We start from the raw sequence: 21,150 nt of genomic DNA, 5'->3' as shown, positions 1-21,150 counted from the left end.
GGCGACGCTTGCCGTCATCCGGTCAGAAGCCGAGCCGCGATTTTCATCTGGCGAGTCGCGTGATCAAGCCGGAACGTAGGTCAACCTGATCACATCCTCGGCAATCCGGTCATGAGCCATCAGGCGGAGCGGCGGCCGGGGTCCGGCGAAATATGGCTTGCCGTGACCGAGCACCACGGGGTGTCGGGCGAAATGAAAAACTGACCCCCTAACGAAGCGAAGAACTGACCCCTCGTATCAACACGAGGAGTGATGGATGACGATCGAGATTTCGTTGCATCCTGCATTGTCGCGAACGATGCAGGGCGGGGATATGCTTCAGGCTGATGAGGTGGTGGCAATGTTGCGGCTACATGAGCTCGGTTGGGGTGCCAAACGTTTATCGAAGGAATTTGGATGCGCGCGCAACACGGTTCGCCGATACCTTCGAGAGGGCGGAGCTGCACCGTTTAAAAAGCCTGATCGGCGCAGTGCGTTCGACGGGCTCGATGATTGGCTTCGCGAGCGTTTTTTCCGGCATGACGGCAATGCGGATGTGATCCGCCAAGAGTTGGCGAGCGAGCACGGCATTATCATCGGTCTGCGTTCTGTGGAGCTTCGAGTACGGCAGTGGCGGCGAGAGCTAAAGGCACAAAAGCGGGCGACGGTCCGCTTCGAGACAGCACCCGGCCATCAGATGCAGATCGACTTCGGCGACACGAAGGTGTGGATCGGCGGCGAGCGGGTTCGGATCCACTTGTTCGTAGGAACGCTTGGTTATTCGCGGCGGATGCATACTCGCGCGTCGCTCAGAGAGAGGCAGGCAGATTGGTTTGAAGGCATGGAAGGTGCTTTCCTTCGGTTTGGCGGGGTTCCGGCGGAAGTCTTGATCGACAACGCAAAGGCACTCGTTGAGCATCATGATGCGGTAACGCGGGAAGTGAGGTTCAACGCGCGACTGCATGCCTTTGCCCGATATTGGAGCTTCACGCCGCGGGCCTGCGCACCGTATCGGGCCCGCACGAAAGGAAAGGACGAGCGCGGGGTCGGCTACGTCAAGAAGAACGCGATCGCCGGCCGGCGCTTCGAGAGCTGGGCCGAGTTCGAAGCGCACCTGGATCGATGGACACGCGAAGTTGCCGATCAGCGTGAACACGGCACCACCGGTGTCAAACCGGCGGAACGTTTTGCCGACGAAGCCAAGGCGCTCCGCCCGCTGGCCGGACGGGCACCCTTCGGACAATTGCGGGATCTTGTTCGCAAGGTTCAAGCCGATTGCGCGATTGACCTCGACACCAACAGCTACTCCGTCCCTTGGCGCCTGATCGGCGAAAGCGTTCAGGTCGTGGTGCTGGCCGGCCGCGTGATTATCCGTCACGCCGGCCAGGTCGTCGCCGACCATCCCCTTTGCCGCGGGCGGCGACAACGGATCGAGGATCGGGCGCATTTTGTTGGCGTGGCCGGCTTCGAGGGGCCGGTCCGTAAAGAATCCATCGAGATCGCTCCCGCTGTCTTGCTGCGGCCGCTTGCCGAATATGAGGCGGTGGTCGGAGGAGGCTGGTGATGACGAACGTGGATCATGATTTACTGATCGCAACGCTTGACCGGCTGAAGTTGACGGCAATTCGCGACCAGCTCGACACCTTGCTGGACGAGGCAGCGCGTTCGAAGATGACATTACGTGAGGCTCTCGCCTTCCTGGTGTCGCGCGAGATCGCCCGGCGCGACGAGCGGCGCATCTCCATGTCAAGCAAGCTGGCGCAGTTCCCGTTCGTGCGCGAGCTCGACGGCTTCGACTTCGAGGCGCAGCCGTCGCTGGATCGGGGGCAGATACGAGAATTGGCAACTTGCCGCTGGATCGCTCACGGCGACACGGTCCTGTTCCTCGGCCCGCCCGGAACGGGTAAAACCCATCTGGCCGTAAGTCTGGGACGTGAAGCGATCCGGCAGAATTACAACGTCCAGTTCGTCACGGCGGCCACCCTGGTGGCGATGCTGGCGAAGGCTCACAACGACGGCTCGCTCGACAAGCAGTTGACGATCTTGTCGCGACCAAAACTGCTGATTATTGACGAGTTGGGCTATCTGCCATTCGAGGCCAACGCCGCCCATCTGTTCTTCCAATTGGTCTCGCGGCGTTACGAGAAGGGATCAATCCTGATCACCTCAAATCGCTCCGTGGGCGAATGGGGAAGTGTTTTTGGGGATCCCGTGGTCGCCACGGCGATATTGGACCGCCTGCTTCACCACTCGACGGTGATCACCATCCGGGGCGACAGCTACCGGCTTCGCGAAAAGCGCCGCTCCGGCCTTCTGCAGAAGGCCGGAGCGGCGCTTGAAACCAACGAAACCGCAAACCAATGAAGGGGGTCAGTTCTTCAATTCGGCAAAGGGGTCAATTCTTCGATTCGCTTGACACGGGGTGCAGGTAGATCCGATACTCATCGATCAGGCCAAGTTGAGTGAGGCTTTGCGCCAAATTGGGGCCGGCAACTTCGATCTCCCCGTCGCGTTCCGCCTTCAGTTCGCGGATTGCGGCCTCAAGATCTTCCCCAACGAGCCGGGCATTAGATCCGACCGACTTCAACGAGCGCGAGACGACCCATTTCGGTTGGTTCCGCCACGCCGCCGCGAAGGCCTGTTGCTCTGCATCCCATTCAGGATGTTCGTCGTCCCAGTAACGCATGACCTCATACATCTGGCGACCGTACACACTGCCCGCCTGCCGCTCCGCCTCCTCGATGAAGTGGCGGAAGAGCGTGGGGCTTGGCGCAAACCCCATATGATCGACGTAGCCGTCCAGGGACTGGTTCATTCCGAACACAAGCTTAGCCATCCTCACTTCCTTTCCTTAACCGGCATATCCGCGCATGTCTGATTGCATAATGCAATCGGCTATAGTTAGCTCAACTGGTTTTATATCGCAATTGGTTTTTGAGTGCGCATAAGTCCGCGACCTGATGGTCGCCAACCGGCCGGCCTGGCGTGACAACGGCCTCTCCGCTTCCGGCGATCAGAATGGACAAGCCGCCGTCAGAGGGCGCTATTTCAGCGGCAGAAACAGTTCCGCCACCGCCTCATGCTCCGCCACCTCCGGGAAGAGGCTCAGCCGCTGGCAATAGAACGGAAAGTCGCGTGCTTCCTCGCCGCTGGCCGGAAGCCAGTCGCGATAAAGGTAGAGCGCGGCGGGCTCCAGATTGTCGGTGTTGCCGACGACGCGCAGCACCGCGCAGCGTCCGCCAGGGATCTCGCCGGCTTTGATTTCTTCGCCGTTCGCCTCGATCGGTTGGTCGGTCTCGACACAAAGGTCTACGCTATAGCAGGCGGGCGACTGAGGACGCCGCTCGGAACGCCAGACGTTGAAGGTCGGACTTGTCCTGGGGTGCAGGCCAGCGGCCTTGCGCCAGGCGATGAACCGCTGGATGGTGGCGCCGAGCGTCGCCGGGTCGCCCCGGTGCTCCATGATCGCCACCGGCGTGGTGGGTACATTGCGAATTATCACGTCGTCAGTGGTAAAGGTCTTCTGCATGAGCTTGCTCCTTGCATTGTCGAGAGGCCCGAAGGCGGCAAGCCACGGCTCCCAATCGGGAGACTTCCGAAACGACGAAGGCGATTGCCCGAACCGTTGCCGAAAGGCGCGGGCAAAGGCATCCGGTGCGTTGTAACCGGCATCCATCGCTATCTCAGTGACGCGTTCTTCGTCCCTGTAGGCCAGCCGGTATGAAGCGCGCTTCATGCGGGCAAGCCCGATATAGCGATGCACTGACAATCCGAAGGTCGCCGTGAACTGCCGGTGGAAATGAAACTTCGAGAAGGCCGCGACACTACTCAGAATGTCAAGATCGAGATCGTCATCGAGGTGCTGATCGATATAATCCAGCACTCGCTGCATCCGCTCATGATAGTTCCGAAGCGCTGCGGTCATTCGTCTTGGTCCCCGTGGCAGCTCAAACTAGTTGCCTTCAGCAACGCAGCGCTCGACCGATCTTGCGGTTTGGCATGGATCACCCGGCGTGCCGCCCGATCGGAGCATCTTGCGATCCTCGCCCGGCACTGTTATTCGCATTTCCATCTTAGAGGAGAATGCCTTTGTTTGCCGTCGCAACGATCCAGAACTCACCGGCTGCGGCGCTAGGGGTAAAGATGCTCGGCATCGTCACTGAGAGCTGATCCTCACTCTTATCGCTCGGCCTTAGCGCGCCCATGCTGGCGCATGTCCAATGTCGGGAAAACTATGATCATCGAACTCATTTCCAGTGATTTTGACGCGCTGCTGAAGGGCACCGCGCCTCGCAATCTGCGCCGTGTCCAAGACAGCGCCATTGCGCCTCCTGAAGTACTGGCGATGTTGAATCGCCTCGCGGCCGACATCGGCGCCGAATTTTCGCCGTCGGCCTGGATGATCGTGGAGGATGGCGAGATCGTCGGCCTCTGCTCCATCGTTCGGGTTCCACATGATGGAAACATCCATATAGGTTATGGGGTTGCGCCTTCACGCCAGGGCCGCGGATGCACCACGCGGGCCATAAGGCAGTTGCTGGAGTGGGGGCGAAACGATCCTCGCGTGGCCCTGATCTCTGCAGAGACCGGGGTCGACAACATCGCGTCCCAGCGTGTCCTTGAACGCAATGGCTTTGTCCAAATCGGCGAGCGGATCGATGCTGAAGACGGTCCGTTGATCTGCTGGCAAGCAATGACTGTCTAGGTTTACAGCTAGAGAAGCCCGCACAGGAAACGGTCGGCCGAGGTTCAGTCACCTCGGCCGACCGTTGTCATAAAGGGAATGACGACTACGATCCGAAGCCGGCTTCAGCGCCCGTAGGTAACCTCGACGGAGGCCTTGTCGAGCGTGTTTGCCTTGACATAGAAGCCGACCATGGCGCCCGGCGCGGTCTCGGGAAGCGGAAGCTTGTCGACCTTGAGCGCGTAGACGGTGAACTGGTAGCGGTGCGGCTTATCGCCGGCCGGCGGGCAGGCGCCGCCATATCCCGACGTGCCAAAATCGGTATGGCCTTCCACGGCGCCTGCGGGTAGCTTCTTGTCACCGCTTGCGCCGGTGGCAATCTGCGAGACGTCTGCGGGGATATTGAACACCGACCAATGCCACCAGCCGGAACCTGTGGGCGCATCCGGATCGTACGCCATGACGGCGAAGCTCTTGGTACCTTCGGGAGCGCCCGACCAGGTCAGTTCCGGCGAAATGTTCCTGCCCGAGCAGCCGAAACCGTTGAAGACCTGCGCGTCGGCCATGGCCTTGCCGGCGACCAGGTCCTTAGAGGTGAGCTTCATTTCGGCGTGGGCGGCCGTGGCGCCGAAGAATGAGGCGGCCATAAGTGCTGCTGTGATCAAACGCATTGCTGTTCTCCTGTGGTTGACGATGCCGGGAAACTACCGTCACCGCGCAAGCGCATCTGCCCCGCTCTGCGCAATTTCTGCCCCGATCCGCTCAAAGTGCTCGGTGCCGCTGCGTACATGGCGCGGGCTGACGCCAAACCGCTCCTTGAAACGTGCGGAAAATTGCGAAGGTGAGTCATAGCCGACCTCCAGCGCAACCTGGGCCATCGGCAATGTCGTGGTCTGAATGAGTGCAAGAGCGCGGTTCATTCGGGTATCGCTCAATATCTCGCTGAAGGCGGTATTCTCTGCGGAGAGCCTGCGCCTCAGCGTCGCCTCGCTCATGTTGAACAAGCGCGCAGCTTGCGCCAACGTCCAGGCGGAGGCGGGATCAGCTTCGATCATCTGCCTCAGCCGGTCCTCAAGCCGGGAGCTTTCGCATCGACCGAGCACCGCCCCGTGGAGCGCGAACCAGGTGACGAGTTCCATCAGACGAGCCTTGGCGATAGCGCCAGGAAGGCGCGCCAGATTGCCCGGCTGGCAGCAATACTCAAACAATGCCGCAGCTTCCTCCGGCAGGCATGAGGTGCCTGCCGGCACAGGCCTCGATGGAGCGGCAATCGATCCCATCCTGGTATAGGCCTCCTCGAACAGCGGTCGCGGAACGGGAAGCGCCAGGGTCTGATACTTCTGCGGCGCCTTGGGAATGTTCTCCATCGTCAACGGTCTGTAGTCGGGCAGCAAGCCATAGGCGCCCGCCTCGAAGCGCAAAGGCTTGTCATCCGACATGACGATCTTCGTTCCCGATTGGACCTGGATCAACAGGGGAGTGGTATTGACGAGGCGGTAGAAGCAGGCCCGCCCGCCCTGGCGGATCAAGGCCCTGGCCGGAATGGGAAAGACCTCGTCGAGCATATGTTCTCCGGCAAAAGGATGAATGATCGTGGGGCTCCGGCTGCCGGGCCGTGAGACTGCAGCCATGATCGGTAGAACCGGCATGAAGACGTCCGCCTCGCCACACCGATCCCTGGAGGATCGGGAATACCAAAATCGCGTGTGATGGGTAATCGTGAGCGTCATTTAGTCATCGATGTGAATTCGGGTTTTGTCGGCGGCATCCGCTCGGCCTTTCACGTGATCGATGAAGGCCCGCAGCTTCGGCATCATCTGATGACGGCTGGGATGATAGAGGAACACACCCGGCGCCACCGGTGCGAACGCCTCCAGGACGCGGACGAGTTTTCCCGCTTTCGCGAGTCCGGCGGCGATTGGCTCCGGCACTTGCGCAAGCCCCATACCTTCGACAGCGGCTCCCAGCATGGTGGGAAAGTCGTGGGCGATCAGCGGCCCGGAGACAACAGCCTCGATCGGCTTTTTGCCGCTGACAAACGACCACGGCGCGATTGCGCCGTGCGAGCGGCGCATGCGGATGCAGGCATGTTGACGGAGATCGTCGATACGCTCGGGCCGCCCTCTCCGGCGCAGATATTCGGGGCTGCCGACGACCACCAGCGGGAAGGACGGCGTCAGCCGGACCGCGACCATGTCGGCTGCGATGAACTGGCCGAGCCGGATACCGGCGTCAAATCCCTCGGCGGCGATGTCGACCAGTTCTTCATTCGCGGCGACCTCGACCTCGATCTCGGGAAAGGCCTGGCAGAAGGATGCGATCAGTGGCTCCAGCAGGATCGGCACCACTGCCGGCGGCACCGTGAGACGCAATAGTCCAGCCGGCCTCTGCCCGAGTTCACGCGCCACTTCGCTTGCGGCGACCAGTTCCTCGAAGGCGGGCTTTGCACGCATAAGGAACCGCTCACCGGCCTCCGTCAGGCCGACACTGCGCGTCGTGCGGATGAAGAGTACTGCGCCGACACGCTCCTCGAGAGCGCGTACGGCCTGGCTGATTGCCGATGGGGTCACCCCGAGCTCCGCAGCCGCCCTGCGAAAACTGCGGTGCCGGGCAACGCTCAGAAACGCCTCAACGCCATCGAGCGCGCCTTGCCTGACTGTGAAGTTCTGCTTCATACCGCATTGATATTATCGCGAATAGTCGATCGCGGGAAGCGGCCGTATATCTGGATCCCACAAATCAGGAGTACCCCGATGTCGACGGAATCCATCTTCCAAACCCATCTCGTCCTAGGCTATGTCGCGTGGCTGCTTTGCTTCGGCGCGTATATTCTGCCCTGGCTCATGTCGATGGACAGGGTCAGGGCGCACCGCGCCATCGCCACTCTGCACAGCTTCCGCTTCTTCGGGCTCGTCTTCCTTCTCCCAGGCGTCGTCGGCCCCAACCTGCCCGCCAGCTTCGCCACCTTCGCTGCCTATGGCGATCTCGCGGCCGGGCTGCTTGCCATGCTGGCGCTCATCACGATCAGGATACCTCAGATCTTCTGGCTATTCGTCATCGCCTTCAATCTCGTGGGAATGGGCGACCTCATCCTCGACTACTATCACGCGATCCAGGCCGGCCTTCCCGCGCGGGCGGGAGATTTGGGCGCCGCATATGCGATCCCGATCATTTACGTGCCGCTGCTGATGATCAGCCATGTCTTCGCATTCTATTTGCTGCTGCGTCCTCGGCCTAAGGCAATGCAGTCGCTCGCCGCCGAGGTACCAGTATCTTAAACTCCGCCATCTCGTGCGTCGCACCTTGCGATCGAAGATCGCAACTCTAGCGCCCGTCAAATCTGCGCACGTAATCGACCAATTCGCGCAGCTTCAGCGGCTGCCTCTGGCGCCTGGGATAGTAGAGATAGAAGCCCGGGAAGGGCGGACAGAAATCCTCCAGCAGCGGCACGAGTTCGCCCCGTTCGATATAGGACTGGAAGGTCTCCACCATGCCGAAGGTGATGCCTGCTCCGGCGCAGGCCATGCGGATCATCATTCCCATGTCGTTGGTCGTAACAGTGGGATCGACGGAGACGTCGAAGTCGCGGTCGTTTTCGGTGAATTCCCAACGATAGGGCGCCGTGTCGGGGCGTGGCCGCCATCCGATGCAGGCGTGGTTCTGCAACTCGCCGGGATGACGGGGATGGCCGCGGCGCTCGAGATAGCTGCGGGAGGCGGCCGCGCATTGTCGCTGCTCTTCGGAGACGGAGATCGCGATCATGTCCTTTTCGATCACCTCACCCAGCCGGACACCCGCGTCGAACCCGGCCTCGACGATATCGAATTCATCATCGGTGATGGTGATATCGAGTTTGATGTCAGGGCAGGCTTCCATGAAGCCGGCCAGCAAGGTGCCGGATAGAAAACTCTCCGCGATTGAGGAAACGGTGATCCGCAGCAGGCCGCTCGGGCGCGCCTGCATTTCCCTTACCGTCTGCATCGCATCCTTGACCTGGCGGAGCGATGGACGAACCGCGTCGAAGAACACTTCACCGGCTTCGGTCAGGCTGACGCTGCGCGTCGTGCGCTGGACCAGGGCAACGCCGACCCGATCCTCGAGGCGCTGCAGCGCCTGGCTGACGGCGGAGCGGGTGACGCCAAGCCGCTCGCCGGCGAGCCGGAAGTTCCGCGCCTCCGCCACCGCAAGAAAGACTGAAATGCCTTCGAGATCGTCGCCCATTGGTTAGCATTTCTAACCAAGGCATCTCGAATTGGCAACTTAATCACTCAGGTTCTCCGTACTATCTTTCAGTCGAGGTCAACGAAGGCTTCGAAAGGCAAGGCAATGCGAAAGATTTTCAAAAGCCCGGTTCTGCAATTTTTCACGACGCCCACCCTGGCCGGCGCGGCGACCGGTTCGTTCGGAGCCGATACCGTGAACGACCGAGAAACTCAGCAGCAACAAACAAGCGAGAACACAATGCAACAACATCCCTATGTCGGCATGTGGGTTACGGTTGATGGCCGCGTCCGCCACGAACTTCTGCCCAATGGCCGTTACGACGAAGCCCGCGGCAACCGGGAAAGCGCCTATCGAGGACGCTACGACGTCACCGGAAGCCACATCGAATATTGGGATGACACGGGCTTCACGGCCGATGGCGATTTCGTCGACGGCAATACCCTCCATCACGGCGGCATGGTGCTTCGGCGCAAATGACGTGCCGCCCGACAGGCAACATCACACAGGAGAAGGCCGCATTTGCCGGCCGGAAAGGATGACGATCATGTCTTCCCCAACCCCCATCTGGTTCATCACCGGCGCATCGTCCGGCCTCGGCCGGGCACTCGCCGAAGCCGTTCTGGCCCGTGGCTGGCGCGCCGCCATGACGGCGCGCAGACCCGAGACCCTGGCAGATCTCACGGCAGAGCACGGGGACCGCGCGCTTGCCCTTGCACTCGATGTGACGGACAGCCGCTCCATTGCCGGTGCTGTTCATGACGCCGAAGCGCATTTCGGTGCGATCGACGTCCTCGTCAACAATGCCGGCTACGGCTACCTCTCGGCGATCGAAGAGGGCGACGACACTGAGATACGCGCCCAGTTCGAGACCAATGTGTTCGGTTTGATCGCCGTCACCAAGCAGGTTCTGCCGGGCATGCGCCGACGCCGGCGGGGGCATATCTTCAACGTCTCCTCACTTGGCGGGCTCGTCGCTTTTGCTGCAACCGGCTACTACCACGCCACCAAGTTTGCGGTCGAAGCCTTGTCGGAATCGCTTTCCCATGAGGTCAGGCCGCTTGGCATCTATGTGACGATCCTCGAACCCGGCGCCTTCCGCACGGATTGGGCCGGTCGGTCGATGGTCGAATCCAGCACGATCATCGACGACTATGCGGAAACATCCGGCAAGCGGCGCCGGGCCACCCGCTCGATCTCCGGCAACCAGCCGGGCGATCCCGCGCGCGCTGCAACCGCGATCATATCGGCGTTCGAAGCGGACGAACCGCCGCTGCGCCTGCTGCTCGGCGCACCCGCCCTGAAGATCGCCCGCGAACGGCTGGACGCGCTGCGAGCAAACTTCGACGCCTGGGCGAAGACGACGCTCAGCGCCGATTTCCCGAGCTGAATACCAAGAAACCTCAGCCGCCTCGCCAGACGAGCGGCGCACACATGGAGCTTGAAATGCCTGATATCGAAGGAAAAGTCATTGCCATCACCGGAGCCAGCAGCGGCATTGGAGAGGCGGCGGCAAAGGTGCTGGCTGCCGCAGGCGCCCATATCGTGATCGGCGCCCGCCGCACCGAGCGCCTGGCGGAACTTGCCGACGACATCGCGGAAAAGGGCGGGTCGGTGCGCCTGCAAAAGCTTGACGTCACCGACCGTGCGGACGTGGAAGCCTTTGCAGGCTTTGCCAGGTCCGAATTCGGCCGGCTCGACGTCATCGTCAACAATGCCGGCGTCATGCCGCTGTCGCCGCTGGATGCCCTCAAGGTCGACGAATGGGACCGGATGGTCGACGTCAACATCAAGGGCGTTCTCTACGGCATCGCGGCCGCACTTCCGATCATGAAGGCGCAGGGATCAGGTCAGATCATCAACCTGTCTTCGATCGGCGGCCACAGCGTCTCGCCGACGGCCGCCGTCTATTGCGCGACGAAATTCGCGGTGCGGGCGATCTCGGACGGATTGCGGCAGGAGACCGATCGTATCCGCGTCACCGTCATCTCGCCCGGCACGACGAAATCGGAACTGGCCGACACCATTACCGATCCGACGGCGCGGGATGCCATGAAGGCTTTCAGGGCGATCACCATCAGCCCCGAGGCCATCGCCAATTCGATCCTCTACGCCGTCAGCCAGCCTGACGACGTCGATGTCAGCGAGATCATCATCCGGCCTACGGCCAGCCCGTATTGAGTGCCTGAGACTCTATCAAAGCAATTCCAGCAAAAGTGCGGTTTTGCCAGGCAAAGCGCGAAGCGATTTTGCCGGGAATTGCGGAAAACGAAAAAGCTCCGCCGCCTAAAACCCCAGCGACTGCTGGGCAGGCGGCAGTGGGGCGAGGTTGACGCCTTCGAGCTCCAGCATCCGCGCCTTCGATGACGAACCGCCGGGCGCGGAAAAGCCGCCGATCTTGCCGCCGGCCGCGAGCACCCGGTGGCACGGGATGATCAAAGCGACAGGGTTCTTCGCCATCGCCTGGCCGACGTCGCGGGCGGCTTCCGGCCCGACGCCGAGCTCCTTGGCCAGCGCGCCGTAAGTCGTGGTGCGGCCCCAGCCGACACGCCTTGCCGCCACATAAATATCCCGGAAGAAGGCATCCTGGCCGGCAAGATCGAGTTCGACACCGGAAAAATCGGTCTCTTCACCCTGGAAGTAGCGCTTCACCGCAGCGACCGTCTCGCGCACAGCAGGCGTCGGCGCACCGGGTTCGGCATCCGGCAGGCGGCGCAACAGCAGCCGTTCGGTCGCTTCCGCTGATTTGGTCGGCAGTTGGAAGCGGGTGATGCCGGCGTCGCTCCAGGCGATGCCGCAGAAACCGCCCGCGGTTTCGAAGATGAGATAGTGGTGGGTTGTCTCAGCCATGACACAGCCTCCGCGTTTTCGATGACCCTCAAAATCGTATGGGACGGCCGCGGTTTCAACCCGCTTCTTGCGCGCGCCGGGCTTTCAGGAAAGATTGCGATGCGCCCCTGCACTGTTGCCCGAACCTCCACGTCAGCCCTCCTGCGGCGACGGCTCGGATGAGTGTGACGCCGAGCCTATCAGGCAAGTATGTTCTCTTTTTGTTCTTGATATCACCTTCTTTCGGAGTATCCTTCGGCGCGTTTTGGAAACGACGAGGCGGGTCATGACGACCGGAAATTCCATGAACCAAATGCCCCTCGACTTCGGAGACGACAAAATGATCGCGGACAGCGGAACGAAAGCTACGCCAGCGGACACCGGCTTTTCTTTGCGCTCTGTCCTCCTGATGCCATCGAGCAGCAGGCGGCCGCAATCGCCGATGACTATCGTCGAGCCTTCTCCCTTTCCGGCAGGCCGCGCTTGACGACATTGCATGTGTCGATCATCGGGGTCGGAGACTATCCGAAGCTGCCGGAGGATGTGGTCTTCGCGGCACGGCAGGCCGGCGCCACGGTCGAAAGTGCGCCGATCGCAGTGACCTTTGACCGGATCATGCGATTCCCGCAGGCGCGAGCGCTTGTGCTTTGCGGCGAGGGCGGACGGAAACCGCTCACCCGAGTGCATGTCCAACTGGGCGTCGGCATGCACAATGCCGGATTGCGGCATAATATCAGGCGGGATTTCACGCCGCATATGACGCTGCTCTACGACCGCAAGGCCGTGCCGCCGACGACTCTCGACACACCCGTTTCATGGACGGCGTCCGAATTCCTGCTCATCCACAGTGTTCTCGGAAAAACCGAACATCGGATTATCGATCGCTGGCCACTGCTGGGCTAAGGGCAAAGTGTTCGCGGATCTCGGCTTGCGCTTGCCTGATTTCCGCGCATAAAGCTCCGAAAGCCTGTTCCGGCATTGGTGCAAACGGGGAGCGAAATCAGCATGGACGTTTCAGAGATCATCATCCCGGGCGATACGCCGGGAGCGGAGTGGCGGCTGCCGGTGCTGCGCTTTACGGGCGGCGATCCGAAGGCGCCGAAGTCCTATATCCAGGCGGCACTGCATGCCGGCGAACTGCCGGGAACGGTGCTGTTGCATTTCCTCTGCGAGAGGCTGCGGCAGGCGGAAAGCCAAGGCGGGATCGCCGGCGACATCACCATCGTGCCGCAGGCCAATCCGATCGGTGCGGCGCAATCGCATTTCGGCGAATTGCAGGGCCGTTTCGACCTGGGCTCGCGCACCAATTTCAACCGGGACTTTCCGCGGATCTCCGTGGCCGATCGCCCGACGCTGATCGAAGACCTCGACGATTATCCGGCTACCGACAGATTGAAGCGACAGTTGCTGCATTTGGCGCTCGGGGCCGATCTCGTGCTCGACCTGCATTGCGACGATGAATCGCTGCAATATGCCTATATCGACGAGGCCTTCTGGCCGGAGGCGGCCGATCTTGCCGCTGCACTCGACATGGAAGCCGTGCTGCTTTCGGATGGAGAAAGCTCGGCCTTCGAGGAGGCCGTCGGCTTTGCATGGAAATATGAAATTCCCGGCGAACGCCTATTCGAGCTGCCCGGCAGACTTTCCGTCACCGTCGAGCTGCGCGGCAAACGCGACGTCGATCCGGTATTGGCGAAAAAGGACGCCGACGGGCTCTGGCGTTTCCTCGCGGCACGGGGGATCGTCGCCGACGAAAAGCCGGCGGCAACGGCATTTTCCGGTCCGGCCGTGCCGCTCGACAATGTCGAAATCATCCGCGCTCTGGAAGGCGGAGCCGTGCTCTTTCATCGCAATATCGGCGAGAGGATTGCGGAAGGCGACCGCCTAGTGACGATCGTTACCCGGCCAGGGCAGCCGGGCGGCAGCATCGAGCTCACCGCGCCACAGGATGGGCTGATCCTGACACGAACATCCGACCGGCTGGTGCGGCGGCGCGGCGACCTGATGAAGATCGCCTGCGACGAACCCAGCAAGGCTTCGCGCAAGGCCGGCACGCTGGAGAATTGAGCCACAGGCCGGCTTTGTCTGCCTCGATCGTCGACGCGCTCGGGGGATAAAACGTCGCACGGCGTTTGCGCCGGCCCTCGTGCATGTTATCTCGCGCCATCACAGGGAGATCGATCGGGCATGGCCGTCACCATCTATGGCATCAAGAATTGCGACACGATGAAGAAGGCGCGCAGCTGGCTGGAAGAACACCGCGTCGCCTATGAGTTTCATGATTACAAGGCGCTGGGCATCGACCGCACCCATCTCGAAGCCTGGATCGACCAGGCCGGGCTCGACACCGTGCTCAACCGCGCCGGCACCACCTTCCGCAAATTGCCCGATGCGGAGCGCGAGAACCTGACCCGGGAGAAAGCGATCGCCCTGATGCTCGACCAGCCGTCGATGATCAAGCGGCCGGTGCTGGAGGCGAAGGGGAAATTGCTGATCGGCTTCAAGCCGGAGATTTACGCCGGTGCATTCGGCGGCTGACAGGCGACCGGGTGAACTCACGAGGGAAAGAGATGTCCAAGACCACGCGCGCGACACAGGTTCTTTCGCAGGCGGGCATCGCCTTCACGATCCATACCTATGACTACGACCCCAATGCCGAGCGTGTCGGGCTGCAGGCGGCCGAAGCGCTCGGCGAGGCGCCGCATCGAGTGCTGAAGACGCTGATGGCGGAGGTGGACGGCAAACCGGTCTGCGTCGTCGTACCGTCGGACCGCGAGGTCAGCATGAAGAAGCTGGCGAGCGCCTTTCACGGCAAATCGGCCAGCATGATGAAGCCTGCGGATGCCGAACGGCTGACGGGCTATCATGTCGGCGGCATCAGCCCTTTCGGCCAGAAGAAGACCGTGCCGACGGCGATCGAGGAAGCAGCCCTTGGCGAACCGCTCGTCTATATCAATGGCGGGCAGCGCGGCCTGCAGGTGCGGCTCGATCCGAGGGATGCATTGAAGGCGCTGAAGGCTGTCGCCGCGCCGCTGATTGCCTGATCGGAGGATGATGCCGAAAAGCGTAAGCGCTTTTCGGACGAATCATGCTGTTGAATCTAGAGGAAGCGGTCGAGCAGGCCGGCGATCGCCTTCGCCTCGTTTTCAGCAAGCTTGCAGCCGATATGGGTCTCGATCGATCTGGCATAGACGGTCCACATGCGCTCGCGAAGCTTTCGGCCGGCATCCGTCATCACCACCCAGCGGCCGCGTCCATCCTTGGCGAAGACCTCGCGCCGGACCAGGCCCTCTTTTTCCAGCCGGTCGAGCAGGCGAGAAAGATTATACTGGGCCAGCAATGTCCGCTCCTCGATCTCGTAGGGGCGCAGCTTGCCGTCTTGCGAGCGCGCCAATTCCCACAGCACGTCATACCAGGCAAGAGGCGGCATGCCGGCCGTTTTCAGGTCGGCTTCGATGGCAGCGAGCAGCCGCTCGCGGGCGCGCATGATGCTCGTCCAGGCAGAGGTGACCGCTTCGCTCGGATTCGACGGTTTTTCAAACATAAATGCAATTACATCTATCTTGAATTCCGCCGCAAGCGATATTAGATGTATTTGCATCTATCGCCGTAAAGTGGAGACCGCCATGAGTAAACTTACCCTCGTCAGCCATCATCTCTGCCCCTATGTGCAACGCGCCGCGATCGCGCTGCTTGAAAAGGGTGTGCCCTTCGAGCGCATCAGTATCGATCTTGCCGACAAGCCCGACTGGTTCCTGAAGATCTCGCCGCTCGGCAAGGTGCCGCTGCTGCGGATCGAGGAGGAGGATGGCAGCGAGGCGGTGCTGTTCGAAAGCAGCGTCATCTGCGAATATCTGGAGGAAACACAGCCAGGTGTGGCGCTGCATCCCAAGGACGCGCTGACGCGTGCCCGTCACCGCGGCTGGATGGAATTCGGTTCGTCCGTGCTTTCCGATCTCTGGGGTTACGAGACGGCGCAGGATACCGCGCAGTTGGAGGCCAAGCGCACGGCGCTCATCGCCAAATTCGCAACGCTCGAGAAGGTGCTGACGGGCTGGCCGTATTTCGCCGGCAACGACTTCAGCCTCGTCGACGCTGTCTTTGCACCGGTCTTTCGGTATTTCGATGTCTTCGACACGCTTGGCGCCAGCGGCATCTTCGAAGGGCTTGAGCGGGTGACGCGCTGGCGCAAGGCGCTCTCCGAGCGGGCGAGCGTCCAGGCCGCCGTTGGCGAAGACTACCCGCAGCGGCTGATGGGATTCCTCGACAAGCATAACTCGATCCTGCTCAGGTTGCCTGCCGCAGCTTAAAGCCCCGCGAGCGGCCGGACATATAATCCGGCCGCTGCAATTCGGCAGCGGCGCGCTTCATTTTCGCCGCAAACGGGTCTAAGTCTTCCAGCCTCACACCGTCGATGACAGAAGGCAGGTTGAACGATGACTTTCATGCCCCAGAGCCAGAACGCCGTTGATCCCGTCAAGCTGGAAAAGCTTGCGGAAGTTGCCGTCAAGGTCGGCCTTCAGTTGCAAAAAGGTCAGGACCTGGTGATCACCGCGCCTGTCGTGGCGCTGCCGCTCGTCCGCCTGATCACCAAACATGCCTATCTGGCCGGCGCCGGACTGGTCTCCGCCTTCTATTCCGATGAGGAAACGACGCTGGCGCGCTATCAATATGGCAGCGACGAGAGCTTCGACCGCGCCTCCGACTGGCTCTACGATGGCATGGCCAAGGCCTATGCCAACGGGGCGGCCCGTCTTGCGCTTGCCGGCGACAATCCGATGCTATTGTCCGAGCAGGATGCCGGCAAAGTCGGCCGCGCCAATCGCGCCAACTCGACCGCCTACAAGCCGGCGCTGGAGAAGATCTCGAATTTCGACATCAACTGGAACATCGTCTCCTATCCGAACCCATCCTGGGCCAAGGTGGTCTTCCCCGACGATCCGGAACCGATCGCCATTGCCAAGCTCGCCAAGGCGATCTTTGCCGCCTCGCGCGTCGATGTCAGCGATCCTGTCGCCGCCTGGGCCGAGCACAATGCCAATCTCGCCAAGCGCTCCGCCTGGCTGAACGGCGAGCGCTTCGCCTCGCTGCATTTCAAGGGACCGGGCACCGACCTGACGATCGGCCTTGCCGACGGACATGAATGGCACGGCGGCGCGTCCACTGCCAAGAACGGCATCACCTGCAATCCGAATATCCCGACCGAGGAAGTCTTCACCACGCCGCATGCGCTGCGCGTCGAAGGCCATGTGTCGAGCACCAAGCCGCTTTCCCACCAGGGCACGCTGATCGACAATATCCAGGTGCGGTTCGAAGGCGGGCGCATCGTCGAGGCCAAGGCCTCGCGTGGTGAAGAGGTCTTGAACAAGGTGCTCGATACCGACGATGGCGCCCGCCGGCTCGGCGAAGTGGCGCTCGTGCCGCATTCCTCGCCGATCTCGGCCAGCGGCATCCTGTTCTACAACACGCTGTTCGACGAAAACGCCTCGTGCCACATCGCGCTCGGCCAGTGCTATTCCAAGTGTTTCCTCGATGGCGCGACACTGAGCCAGGAGCAGATCAAGGCGCAGGGCGGCAATTCCAGCCTGATCCATATCGACTGGATGATCGGCTCCGATAAGGTCGATATCGACGGCCTCAAGCCGGATGGTTCACGGGTTCCGGTGATGCGGCAGGGCGAATGGGCCTGAGCGGCTTCATTATGTGCTGACTGAACCAGACACTGGCAAGCACCATGGCGAAACCGCCGATCTGCGCCGGCGTCAGGCTCTGGCCGAGCGCCAGCCAGCCGAGCATTGTCGCGACCAGCGGGCTCAGAAAGCCGAGCGAGGCGACCGCCGAGGGCTCGATGCGTGACAAGCCGCGAAACCAGAGCAGATAGGTAAAGGCTGCGCCGATCAGCCCGAGATAGGCGATGCCGGCGATGTTTGCAGCGGTCGGGATCGGCGGCGTCGGTTCGAGGAAAAGGGCGAAAGGCACCAGCAGCATGCCGCCCGCCGTCAATTGCCAAGCGGTGAAGGTGAGGTTTGAGACCGGCGGCGCCCAGCGCCGCGTCAGCACCGTGCCGAAGGCCATCGAGACGGCGCCGGCGAGACCGGCAGCGACACCTATCGGATCGAGCCCCGCCTTCGGCGTCAGCACCAGCAATCCGACGCCGGCCATGCCGGCGAGACCGGCCAGCACGGCAAGCGGCCGGATCGGCTTGCCGAGAAAAAGCCGTGACAAAGCGATGACGATCAGCGGCTGCACGGCGCCGACCGTTGCGGCAACGCCGCCCGGCAGCCTGTAGGCCGAGACGAAGAGCATCGCCCAGAAGAACGAGAAGTTCAGCGCGCCGAGAACGAAAGCCCTTCCCCACCAGATGCCGAAAGGCAGCTTTCTGACCAGGAAGAGAAGCAGCAGACCGGCTGGCAGGGCGCGCAGCATCGCCACCGTCAGCGGATATCCGGCCGGTAGGAAAGCGGTGGTGACGATATAGGTGCTTCCCCAGATGGCGGGTGCGAGCGCGGTTGCCATAAGATCGGCGACGTAGCGTGAATTTGCCTTCATATCAAGAATCTCTATTTCAAGATAAATTCATCCTACACCTTCTTATCTTGACGTCAAGATAATGGATGATATCGATGGAGCATGAGCGGAGACCGCAAGTTGGACCATGTCGACAAGATCCTGGCGCAATGGCGACGGGAGCGGCCGGATCTCGACGTCGAACCGATGGGCATCCTCGGGCGCCTGAAACGCCTGAGTACCCATCTCGGCCGCGAAGTGGAGACCGTACTCATGAAGCAGGGGCTTTCGTCCTCCGCTTTCGACGTGTTGGCGACGCTGCGCCGCGCCGGCGCGCCTCACCGGCTTTCGCCGGGGGAGCTTCTGGAGATGACCATGGTCAGCTCCGGCACGATGACGAACCGCATCGACCAGCTGGAGAAGGCGGGCTACGTCGAACGTATCCTCAATCCGGAGGATCGCAGGAGCGTGCTCATCGCGCTGACGGAAAAAGGGCTTGCGACGGTGGAGCACGCCGTCGATGCGCATGTCGCCAATCAGCACCGGCTGTCGAAAAATCTGAGCGCGGCCGACAAGGCGGAGCTCGACAGGCTGCTGCGTAAGTTTCTTGCTGACTTCGAATAGCGCCTATCGAATTGCCGATAGCAGCTTACGCACGCGATCGAGATGCGCCCTGCGCTTTGCATCGGTGGCCCGGTCCATGTCGTGCAGGCTGAGCATGCGGAAATTCAATCCCTTCGAGCAGAAGGCGGCGATGCCGCGCTTCAAGAGCCGGCGCACCGGATCGCCCATATAGAGACGTACCAGCCACCACGGCGAGCCTGTCGTCGTCAGCGCATAAAGCAGCCTGATATGGGTCAACTGCGGCACGATACGGCCGCCGGCCGCATCATGGCTGAAGGCAACGCCGGGGGCGAAAACACGGTCGAAGAAACCCTTCAGGATCGCCGGAAAATTGAACCACCATTGCGGAAAGACGAAGATCAGACCATCGGCCGCCTTCAGGCGGGCAACGATATCGGCAACGGCTGACGTGTCATAAGGCACGTCGAAATAGCCGCCGCGCTCGGCCTTCGAAAGGCGTGGATCGAAATTCTCGGCATAGAGATCAAGCAGATCGACGGTATGGCCTGCCGCTTCCAGCGCTTCGCGCGCGGTCCTTGCCACGGCGGCGGCGAAACTGTCCTCCAACGGATGGGTAAGCACCAGCAGGATCCGCATAGTCAGAACAGGCTTCCCTGCTTCGGCGGGTCTGCGGGTCTTACGCTGCGCTTCCTGGCGCCGGCCGGCGGCGTTCCGCCTTCCGTGGTCATGGCGCCGACACGGCCGTCGGCGAATTCGATGGCGATGCCCATGCCGGCGGAGAGTTGAGCAGCCTGCGAGACCGGCCTGTTATCTTCATCGCGAATGACGGCGTAGCCGCGCTTCAGCACATTCTTATAGGAAAGCGACTGCAGCACGCGGTCCTGCGCGGAAAGCTCGGCGCGCGCGCGGGTCAGCTGGTGGCGGATTGCCGTATCGGCATGGCGCGAAAGATTGCCAAGGCGTTCGCGACCGCGGTCGGTCTGGGTCTTCAGCCGGGCAGGCAGCGACGAGAGAATTGCCTCGGCGCGGTCGACGCGCGATTTCGAGCGGTCGAACAGCCGCTCGACCATGCGCTCGGCCCGCACTATCCGCTCGTTCAGCGTCTGGCGGCGCTCGGCGATGCGATTGGACAGCACATCAGGACGCAGATGCGCGGCGACGCGCTCGAAGCCGCGGCGCTTGTTGATGGTGTTCAGCTCCAGCCCGCGGCCGAGGCCGGCTGCCGCCTCGTCGAAACGGCGGCGCGGCAAGGCGAGAAGCTGATCGAGCGACGGCAATGCCCGCATCAGGGCCCGCACCGACTGGAGGCGCTGATCCATCTGCCGGTTCATGCAACCCTGCAGGCGCGCGGCAAGCGCGGCGGCCTGCGCCTCGAGCTCCGCCTTGACGGGGACCGCCATTTCCGCGGCCCCGGTCGGCGTCGGCGCACGGACATCGGCGGCATAGTCGATCAGCGTCCAGTCGGTTTCGTGCCCGACGGCCGAGATCAGCGGTATTTCGCTTTCGGCCGCAGCACGCACGACGATCTCGTCGTTGAAGCTCCAGAGATCTTCCAGACTGCCGCCGCCGCGTGCGACGATCAGCACATCCGGTCGCGGGATAGCGCCTGAAGGTTCCAGCGCATTAAAGCCGCGGATGGCGTTTGCCACCTCCTCGCCGGCCCCCTCGCCCTGGACCTTCACCGGCCAGACGAGGACATGCACGGGAAAACGATCGGAGATGCGGTGAAGAATATCGCGGATCACGGCGCCGGTCGGCGAGGTGACGACGCCGATCACGCTGGGCATGAAGGGCAGCCGCTTCTTACGAGCGGGATCGAACAGGCCCTCGGCGCCGAGCTTGCGCTTGCGCTCCTCGATCAGCGCCATCAGCGCGCCGGCACCGGCCGGCTCCAGGGTCTCGATGACGATCTGATATTTCGAAGAGCCCGGAAAGGTGGTGACCTTGCCGGTGGCGATGACTTCCATGCCCTCTTCCGGACGGAACTTCAGCCGCGAGAAGGTGCCCTTCCAGATGACGGCGTCGATGCGGGCGCGATCGTCCTTCAGCGCGAAATAGGCATGGCCCGAGGAGTGCGGCCCACGATAGCCTGATATTTCGCCGCGCACACGAACCTGGTCGAAGGCGGTTTCGACGGTGCGCTTGATCGAGCCGGAAAGTTCCGAAACAGAATATTCGGCGAGGTTGGTCGGCGAATCGCCGTCGAAGACGTTGCTCATCCCCTCTTTCTATGTCCAACGGCGGCAAACGGAAAGATCGGCACTGGCATTGGGATCGGTTTTCCCGGTCATTGCGATCGGTCGCGCGAGGGGTTCGTCGTCATTGCATCAAGCATGCTCATCTCC

Annotated in this window: 23 protein-coding genes and 3 pseudogenes; 14 read left to right on the top strand and 12 right to left on the bottom strand. The window is 61.9% G+C overall.

The features are described from left to right. Nucleotides 1–63 precede the first annotated feature (63 nt). A pseudogene (locus N2600_RS23860) lies at nt 64–183 on the bottom strand (dihydrofolate reductase family protein); the annotation flags it as partial. A 73-nt stretch (nt 184–256) separates the two neighbouring features. Here N2600_RS23860 and istA point away from each other — a divergent pair. Next, the gene (gene istA, locus N2600_RS23855; protein ID WP_260297571.1) at nt 257–1,543 is read left to right on the top strand and encodes an IS21 family transposase; all 1,287 of its coding nucleotides are present in this window, start codon (nt 257–259) and stop codon (nt 1,541–1,543) included. Further along, nucleotides 1,543–2,343, top strand: coding sequence for an IS21-like element ISSme2 family helper ATPase IstB (gene istB, locus N2600_RS23850; protein WP_162119685.1), 801 nt, complete (start codon nt 1,543–1,545; stop codon nt 2,341–2,343). Before istA ends, istB begins: the two co-directional genes overlap by 1 nt. A gap of 52 nt (nt 2,344–2,395) precedes the next feature. On the opposite strand, the pseudogene N2600_RS23845 reads toward istB, so the two are convergent. Both N2600_RS23845 and N2600_RS23840 read right to left on the bottom strand, forming a co-directional pair. Further along, nucleotides 2,396–2,815, bottom strand: a pseudogene (locus N2600_RS23845) (dihydrofolate reductase family protein); the annotation flags it as partial. A 207-nt stretch (nt 2,816–3,022) separates the two neighbouring features. Continuing rightward, nucleotides 3,023–3,904, bottom strand: a complete 882-nt coding sequence (locus tag N2600_RS23840) for an AraC family transcriptional regulator (protein WP_260109877.1) — start codon at nt 3,902–3,904, stop codon at nt 3,023–3,025. Nucleotides 3,905–4,192: 288 nt separating this feature from the next. Between N2600_RS23840 and N2600_RS23835 the strand changes: the two genes are divergently transcribed. Further along, a complete protein-coding gene (locus N2600_RS23835; protein ID WP_222385565.1) occupies nt 4,193–4,684 on the top strand; it encodes a GNAT family N-acetyltransferase in 492 nt (163 codons plus the stop codon). 104 nt (nt 4,685–4,788) lie between these two features. Here the strand turns inward: N2600_RS23835 and N2600_RS23830 are convergent, their stop codons facing one another. The 3 genes from N2600_RS23830 to N2600_RS23820 all read right to left on the bottom strand — a co-directional run bounded on the left by N2600_RS23830 (nt 4,789) and on the right by N2600_RS23820 (nt 7,338). Continuing rightward, the gene (locus N2600_RS23830; RefSeq protein ID WP_222385566.1) at nt 4,789–5,334 is read right to left on the bottom strand and encodes a YbhB/YbcL family Raf kinase inhibitor-like protein; all 546 of its coding nucleotides are present in this window, start codon (nt 5,332–5,334) and stop codon (nt 4,789–4,791) included. Between the two features lie 39 nt (nt 5,335–5,373). Continuing rightward, a complete protein-coding gene (locus tag N2600_RS23825) occupies nt 5,374–6,228 on the bottom strand; it encodes an AraC family transcriptional regulator (protein WP_260109876.1) in 855 nt (284 codons plus the stop codon). A gap of 165 nt (nt 6,229–6,393) precedes the next feature. Continuing rightward, entirely contained in the window at nt 6,394–7,338 is a 945-nt protein-coding gene (locus N2600_RS23820; RefSeq protein ID WP_260109875.1) for a LysR family transcriptional regulator, read from the bottom strand. A 78-nt stretch (nt 7,339–7,416) separates the two neighbouring features. Between N2600_RS23820 and N2600_RS23815 the strand changes: the two genes are divergently transcribed. After that, entirely contained in the window at nt 7,417–7,941 is a 525-nt protein-coding gene (locus N2600_RS23815) for a hypothetical protein (RefSeq protein ID WP_260109874.1), read from the top strand. 46 nt (nt 7,942–7,987) lie between these two features. On the opposite strand, the gene N2600_RS23810 is transcribed toward N2600_RS23815, so the two are convergent. Beyond that, nucleotides 7,988–8,884 carry a LysR family transcriptional regulator gene (locus tag N2600_RS23810; protein ID WP_260109873.1) on the bottom strand — a complete coding sequence of 299 codons (897 nt, stop codon included), beginning with the start codon at nt 8,882–8,884 and terminating at the stop codon, nt 7,988–7,990. Between the two features lie 105 nt (nt 8,885–8,989). On the opposite strand from N2600_RS23810, the gene N2600_RS23805 reads away from it, so the two are divergent. The 3 genes from N2600_RS23805 to N2600_RS23795 are packed head-to-tail and all read left to right on the top strand — an operon-like array spanning nt 8,990 to nt 11,065. After that, on the top strand, nt 8,990–9,364 hold the full coding sequence (locus N2600_RS23805; protein WP_260109872.1) for an Atu4866 domain-containing protein: 375 nt from the start codon (nt 8,990–8,992) through the stop codon (nt 9,362–9,364). A 58-nt stretch (nt 9,365–9,422) separates the two neighbouring features. Then, complete coding sequence (locus N2600_RS23800) at nt 9,423–10,274, top strand: oxidoreductase (RefSeq protein WP_260109871.1); 852 nt, start codon at nt 9,423–9,425, stop codon at nt 10,272–10,274. Between the two features lie 56 nt (nt 10,275–10,330). Further along, entirely contained in the window at nt 10,331–11,065 is a 735-nt protein-coding gene (locus tag N2600_RS23795) for an SDR family oxidoreductase (protein ID WP_260109870.1), read from the top strand. Nucleotides 11,066–11,170: 105 nt separating this feature from the next. Here the strand turns inward: N2600_RS23795 and N2600_RS23790 are convergent, their stop codons facing one another. Further along, complete coding sequence (locus N2600_RS23790) at nt 11,171–11,734, bottom strand: methylated-DNA--[protein]-cysteine S-methyltransferase (protein ID WP_260109869.1); 564 nt, start codon at nt 11,732–11,734, stop codon at nt 11,171–11,173. A 283-nt stretch (nt 11,735–12,017) separates the two neighbouring features. Between N2600_RS23790 and N2600_RS23785 the strand changes: the two are divergent. The 4 genes and pseudogenes from N2600_RS23785 to ybaK all read left to right on the top strand — a co-directional run bounded on the left by N2600_RS23785 (nt 12,018) and on the right by ybaK (nt 14,757). Continuing rightward, nucleotides 12,018–12,616, top strand: a pseudogene (locus N2600_RS23785) (2'-5' RNA ligase family protein). 102 nt (nt 12,617–12,718) lie between these two features. Beyond that, the gene (locus tag N2600_RS23780; RefSeq protein ID WP_260297569.1) at nt 12,719–13,780 is read left to right on the top strand and encodes a succinylglutamate desuccinylase/aspartoacylase domain-containing protein; all 1,062 of its coding nucleotides are present in this window, start codon (nt 12,719–12,721) and stop codon (nt 13,778–13,780) included. Nucleotides 13,781–13,900: 120 nt separating this feature from the next. Continuing rightward, nucleotides 13,901–14,251, top strand: a complete 351-nt coding sequence (locus N2600_RS23775) for an ArsC family reductase (RefSeq protein ID WP_222385577.1) — start codon at nt 13,901–13,903, stop codon at nt 14,249–14,251. A 32-nt stretch (nt 14,252–14,283) separates the two neighbouring features. Continuing rightward, nucleotides 14,284–14,757, top strand: a complete 474-nt coding sequence (gene ybaK, locus N2600_RS23770; protein ID WP_222385578.1) for a Cys-tRNA(Pro) deacylase — start codon at nt 14,284–14,286, stop codon at nt 14,755–14,757. Nucleotides 14,758–14,813: 56 nt separating this feature from the next. Here the strand turns inward: ybaK and N2600_RS23765 are convergent, their stop codons facing one another. Further along, nucleotides 14,814–15,257 (bottom strand): MarR family winged helix-turn-helix transcriptional regulator, encoded by a 444-nt coding sequence (locus N2600_RS23765; RefSeq protein WP_260109866.1) that lies wholly within the window; start codon nt 15,255–15,257, stop codon nt 14,814–14,816. Nucleotides 15,258–15,339: 82 nt separating this feature from the next. On the opposite strand from N2600_RS23765, the gene N2600_RS23760 reads away from it, so the two are divergent. Together N2600_RS23760 and N2600_RS23755 are read left to right on the top strand one after the other, a co-directional pair. Next, complete coding sequence (locus N2600_RS23760) at nt 15,340–16,023, top strand: glutathione S-transferase family protein (RefSeq protein WP_260109865.1); 684 nt, start codon at nt 15,340–15,342, stop codon at nt 16,021–16,023. Nucleotides 16,024–16,149: 126 nt separating this feature from the next. Then, complete coding sequence (locus tag N2600_RS23755) at nt 16,150–17,403, top strand: aminopeptidase (RefSeq protein ID WP_260297567.1); 1,254 nt, start codon at nt 16,150–16,152, stop codon at nt 17,401–17,403. Here N2600_RS23755 and N2600_RS23750 read toward each other — a convergent pair. Continuing rightward, on the bottom strand, nt 17,351–18,262 hold the full coding sequence (locus tag N2600_RS23750) for an EamA family transporter (protein WP_260297566.1): 912 nt from the start codon (nt 18,260–18,262) through the stop codon (nt 17,351–17,353). The two genes, N2600_RS23755 and N2600_RS23750, sit on opposite strands and share 53 nt — an antisense overlap. An 81-nt stretch (nt 18,263–18,343) precedes the next feature. Here N2600_RS23750 and N2600_RS23745 point away from each other — a divergent pair, with 81 nt between their 5' ends. Continuing rightward, nucleotides 18,344–18,844, top strand: coding sequence for a MarR family winged helix-turn-helix transcriptional regulator (locus N2600_RS23745; protein ID WP_260297565.1), 501 nt, complete (start codon nt 18,344–18,346; stop codon nt 18,842–18,844). A gap of 3 nt (nt 18,845–18,847) precedes the next feature. Here N2600_RS23745 and N2600_RS23740 read toward each other — a convergent pair whose 3' ends face one another. Further along, nucleotides 18,848–19,441, bottom strand: a complete 594-nt coding sequence (locus N2600_RS23740; RefSeq protein ID WP_260297564.1) for an NAD(P)H-dependent oxidoreductase — start codon at nt 19,439–19,441, stop codon at nt 18,848–18,850. A gap of 2 nt (nt 19,442–19,443) precedes the next feature. Further along, entirely contained in the window at nt 19,444–21,024 is a 1,581-nt protein-coding gene (gene xseA, locus N2600_RS23735) for an exodeoxyribonuclease VII large subunit (RefSeq protein ID WP_260297563.1), read from the bottom strand. Nucleotides 21,025–21,150 lie beyond the last annotated feature (126 nt).

Origin of the sequence: Rhizobium sp. WSM1274, assembly GCF_025200775.1 — a bacterium.
Classification (GTDB): Bacteria; Pseudomonadota; Alphaproteobacteria; order Rhizobiales; family Rhizobiaceae; genus Rhizobium; species Rhizobium leguminosarum_I.
This window is presented reverse-complemented; position numbering and strand designations above follow the sequence as displayed.

Excerpts from the sequence above, each read along its gene's own strand:
- istA (WP_260297571.1), top strand. The coding sequence starts at position 257 with ATGACGATCGAGATTTCGTTGCATCCTGCATTGTCGCGAACGATGCAG.
- istB (WP_162119685.1), top strand. The coding sequence starts at position 1,543 with ATGACGAACGTGGATCATGATTTACTGATCGCAACGCTTGACCGGCTG.
- N2600_RS23840 (WP_260109877.1), bottom strand. The coding sequence starts at position 3,904 with ATGACCGCAGCGCTTCGGAACTATCATGAGCGGATGCAGCGAGTGCTG.
- N2600_RS23835 (WP_222385565.1), top strand. The coding sequence starts at position 4,193 with ATGTCCAATGTCGGGAAAACTATGATCATCGAACTCATTTCCAGTGAT.
- N2600_RS23830 (WP_222385566.1), bottom strand. The coding sequence starts at position 5,334 with ATGCGTTTGATCACAGCAGCACTTATGGCCGCCTCATTCTTCGGCGCC.
- N2600_RS23825 (WP_260109876.1), bottom strand. The coding sequence starts at position 6,228 with ATGCTCGACGAGGTCTTTCCCATTCCGGCCAGGGCCTTGATCCGCCAG.
- N2600_RS23820 (WP_260109875.1), bottom strand. The coding sequence starts at position 7,338 with ATGAAGCAGAACTTCACAGTCAGGCAAGGCGCGCTCGATGGCGTTGAG.
- N2600_RS23815 (WP_260109874.1), top strand. The coding sequence starts at position 7,417 with ATGTCGACGGAATCCATCTTCCAAACCCATCTCGTCCTAGGCTATGTC.
- N2600_RS23810 (WP_260109873.1), bottom strand. The coding sequence starts at position 8,884 with ATGGGCGACGATCTCGAAGGCATTTCAGTCTTTCTTGCGGTGGCGGAG.
- N2600_RS23805 (WP_260109872.1), top strand. The coding sequence starts at position 8,990 with ATGCGAAAGATTTTCAAAAGCCCGGTTCTGCAATTTTTCACGACGCCC.
- N2600_RS23800 (WP_260109871.1), top strand. The coding sequence starts at position 9,423 with ATGACGATCATGTCTTCCCCAACCCCCATCTGGTTCATCACCGGCGCA.
- N2600_RS23795 (WP_260109870.1), top strand. The coding sequence starts at position 10,331 with ATGCCTGATATCGAAGGAAAAGTCATTGCCATCACCGGAGCCAGCAGC.
- N2600_RS23790 (WP_260109869.1), bottom strand. The coding sequence starts at position 11,734 with ATGGCTGAGACAACCCACCACTATCTCATCTTCGAAACCGCGGGCGGT.
- N2600_RS23780 (WP_260297569.1), top strand. The coding sequence starts at position 12,719 with ATGGACGTTTCAGAGATCATCATCCCGGGCGATACGCCGGGAGCGGAG.
- N2600_RS23775 (WP_222385577.1), top strand. The coding sequence starts at position 13,901 with ATGGCCGTCACCATCTATGGCATCAAGAATTGCGACACGATGAAGAAG.
- ybaK (WP_222385578.1), top strand. The coding sequence starts at position 14,284 with ATGTCCAAGACCACGCGCGCGACACAGGTTCTTTCGCAGGCGGGCATC.
- N2600_RS23765 (WP_260109866.1), bottom strand. The coding sequence starts at position 15,257 with ATGTTTGAAAAACCGTCGAATCCGAGCGAAGCGGTCACCTCTGCCTGG.
- N2600_RS23760 (WP_260109865.1), top strand. The coding sequence starts at position 15,340 with ATGAGTAAACTTACCCTCGTCAGCCATCATCTCTGCCCCTATGTGCAA.
- N2600_RS23755 (WP_260297567.1), top strand. The coding sequence starts at position 16,150 with ATGACTTTCATGCCCCAGAGCCAGAACGCCGTTGATCCCGTCAAGCTG.
- N2600_RS23750 (WP_260297566.1), bottom strand. The coding sequence starts at position 18,262 with ATGAAGGCAAATTCACGCTACGTCGCCGATCTTATGGCAACCGCGCTC.
- N2600_RS23745 (WP_260297565.1), top strand. The coding sequence starts at position 18,344 with ATGAGCGGAGACCGCAAGTTGGACCATGTCGACAAGATCCTGGCGCAA.
- N2600_RS23740 (WP_260297564.1), bottom strand. The coding sequence starts at position 19,441 with ATGCGGATCCTGCTGGTGCTTACCCATCCGTTGGAGGACAGTTTCGCC.
- xseA (WP_260297563.1), bottom strand. The coding sequence starts at position 21,024 with ATGAGCAACGTCTTCGACGGCGATTCGCCGACCAACCTCGCCGAATAT.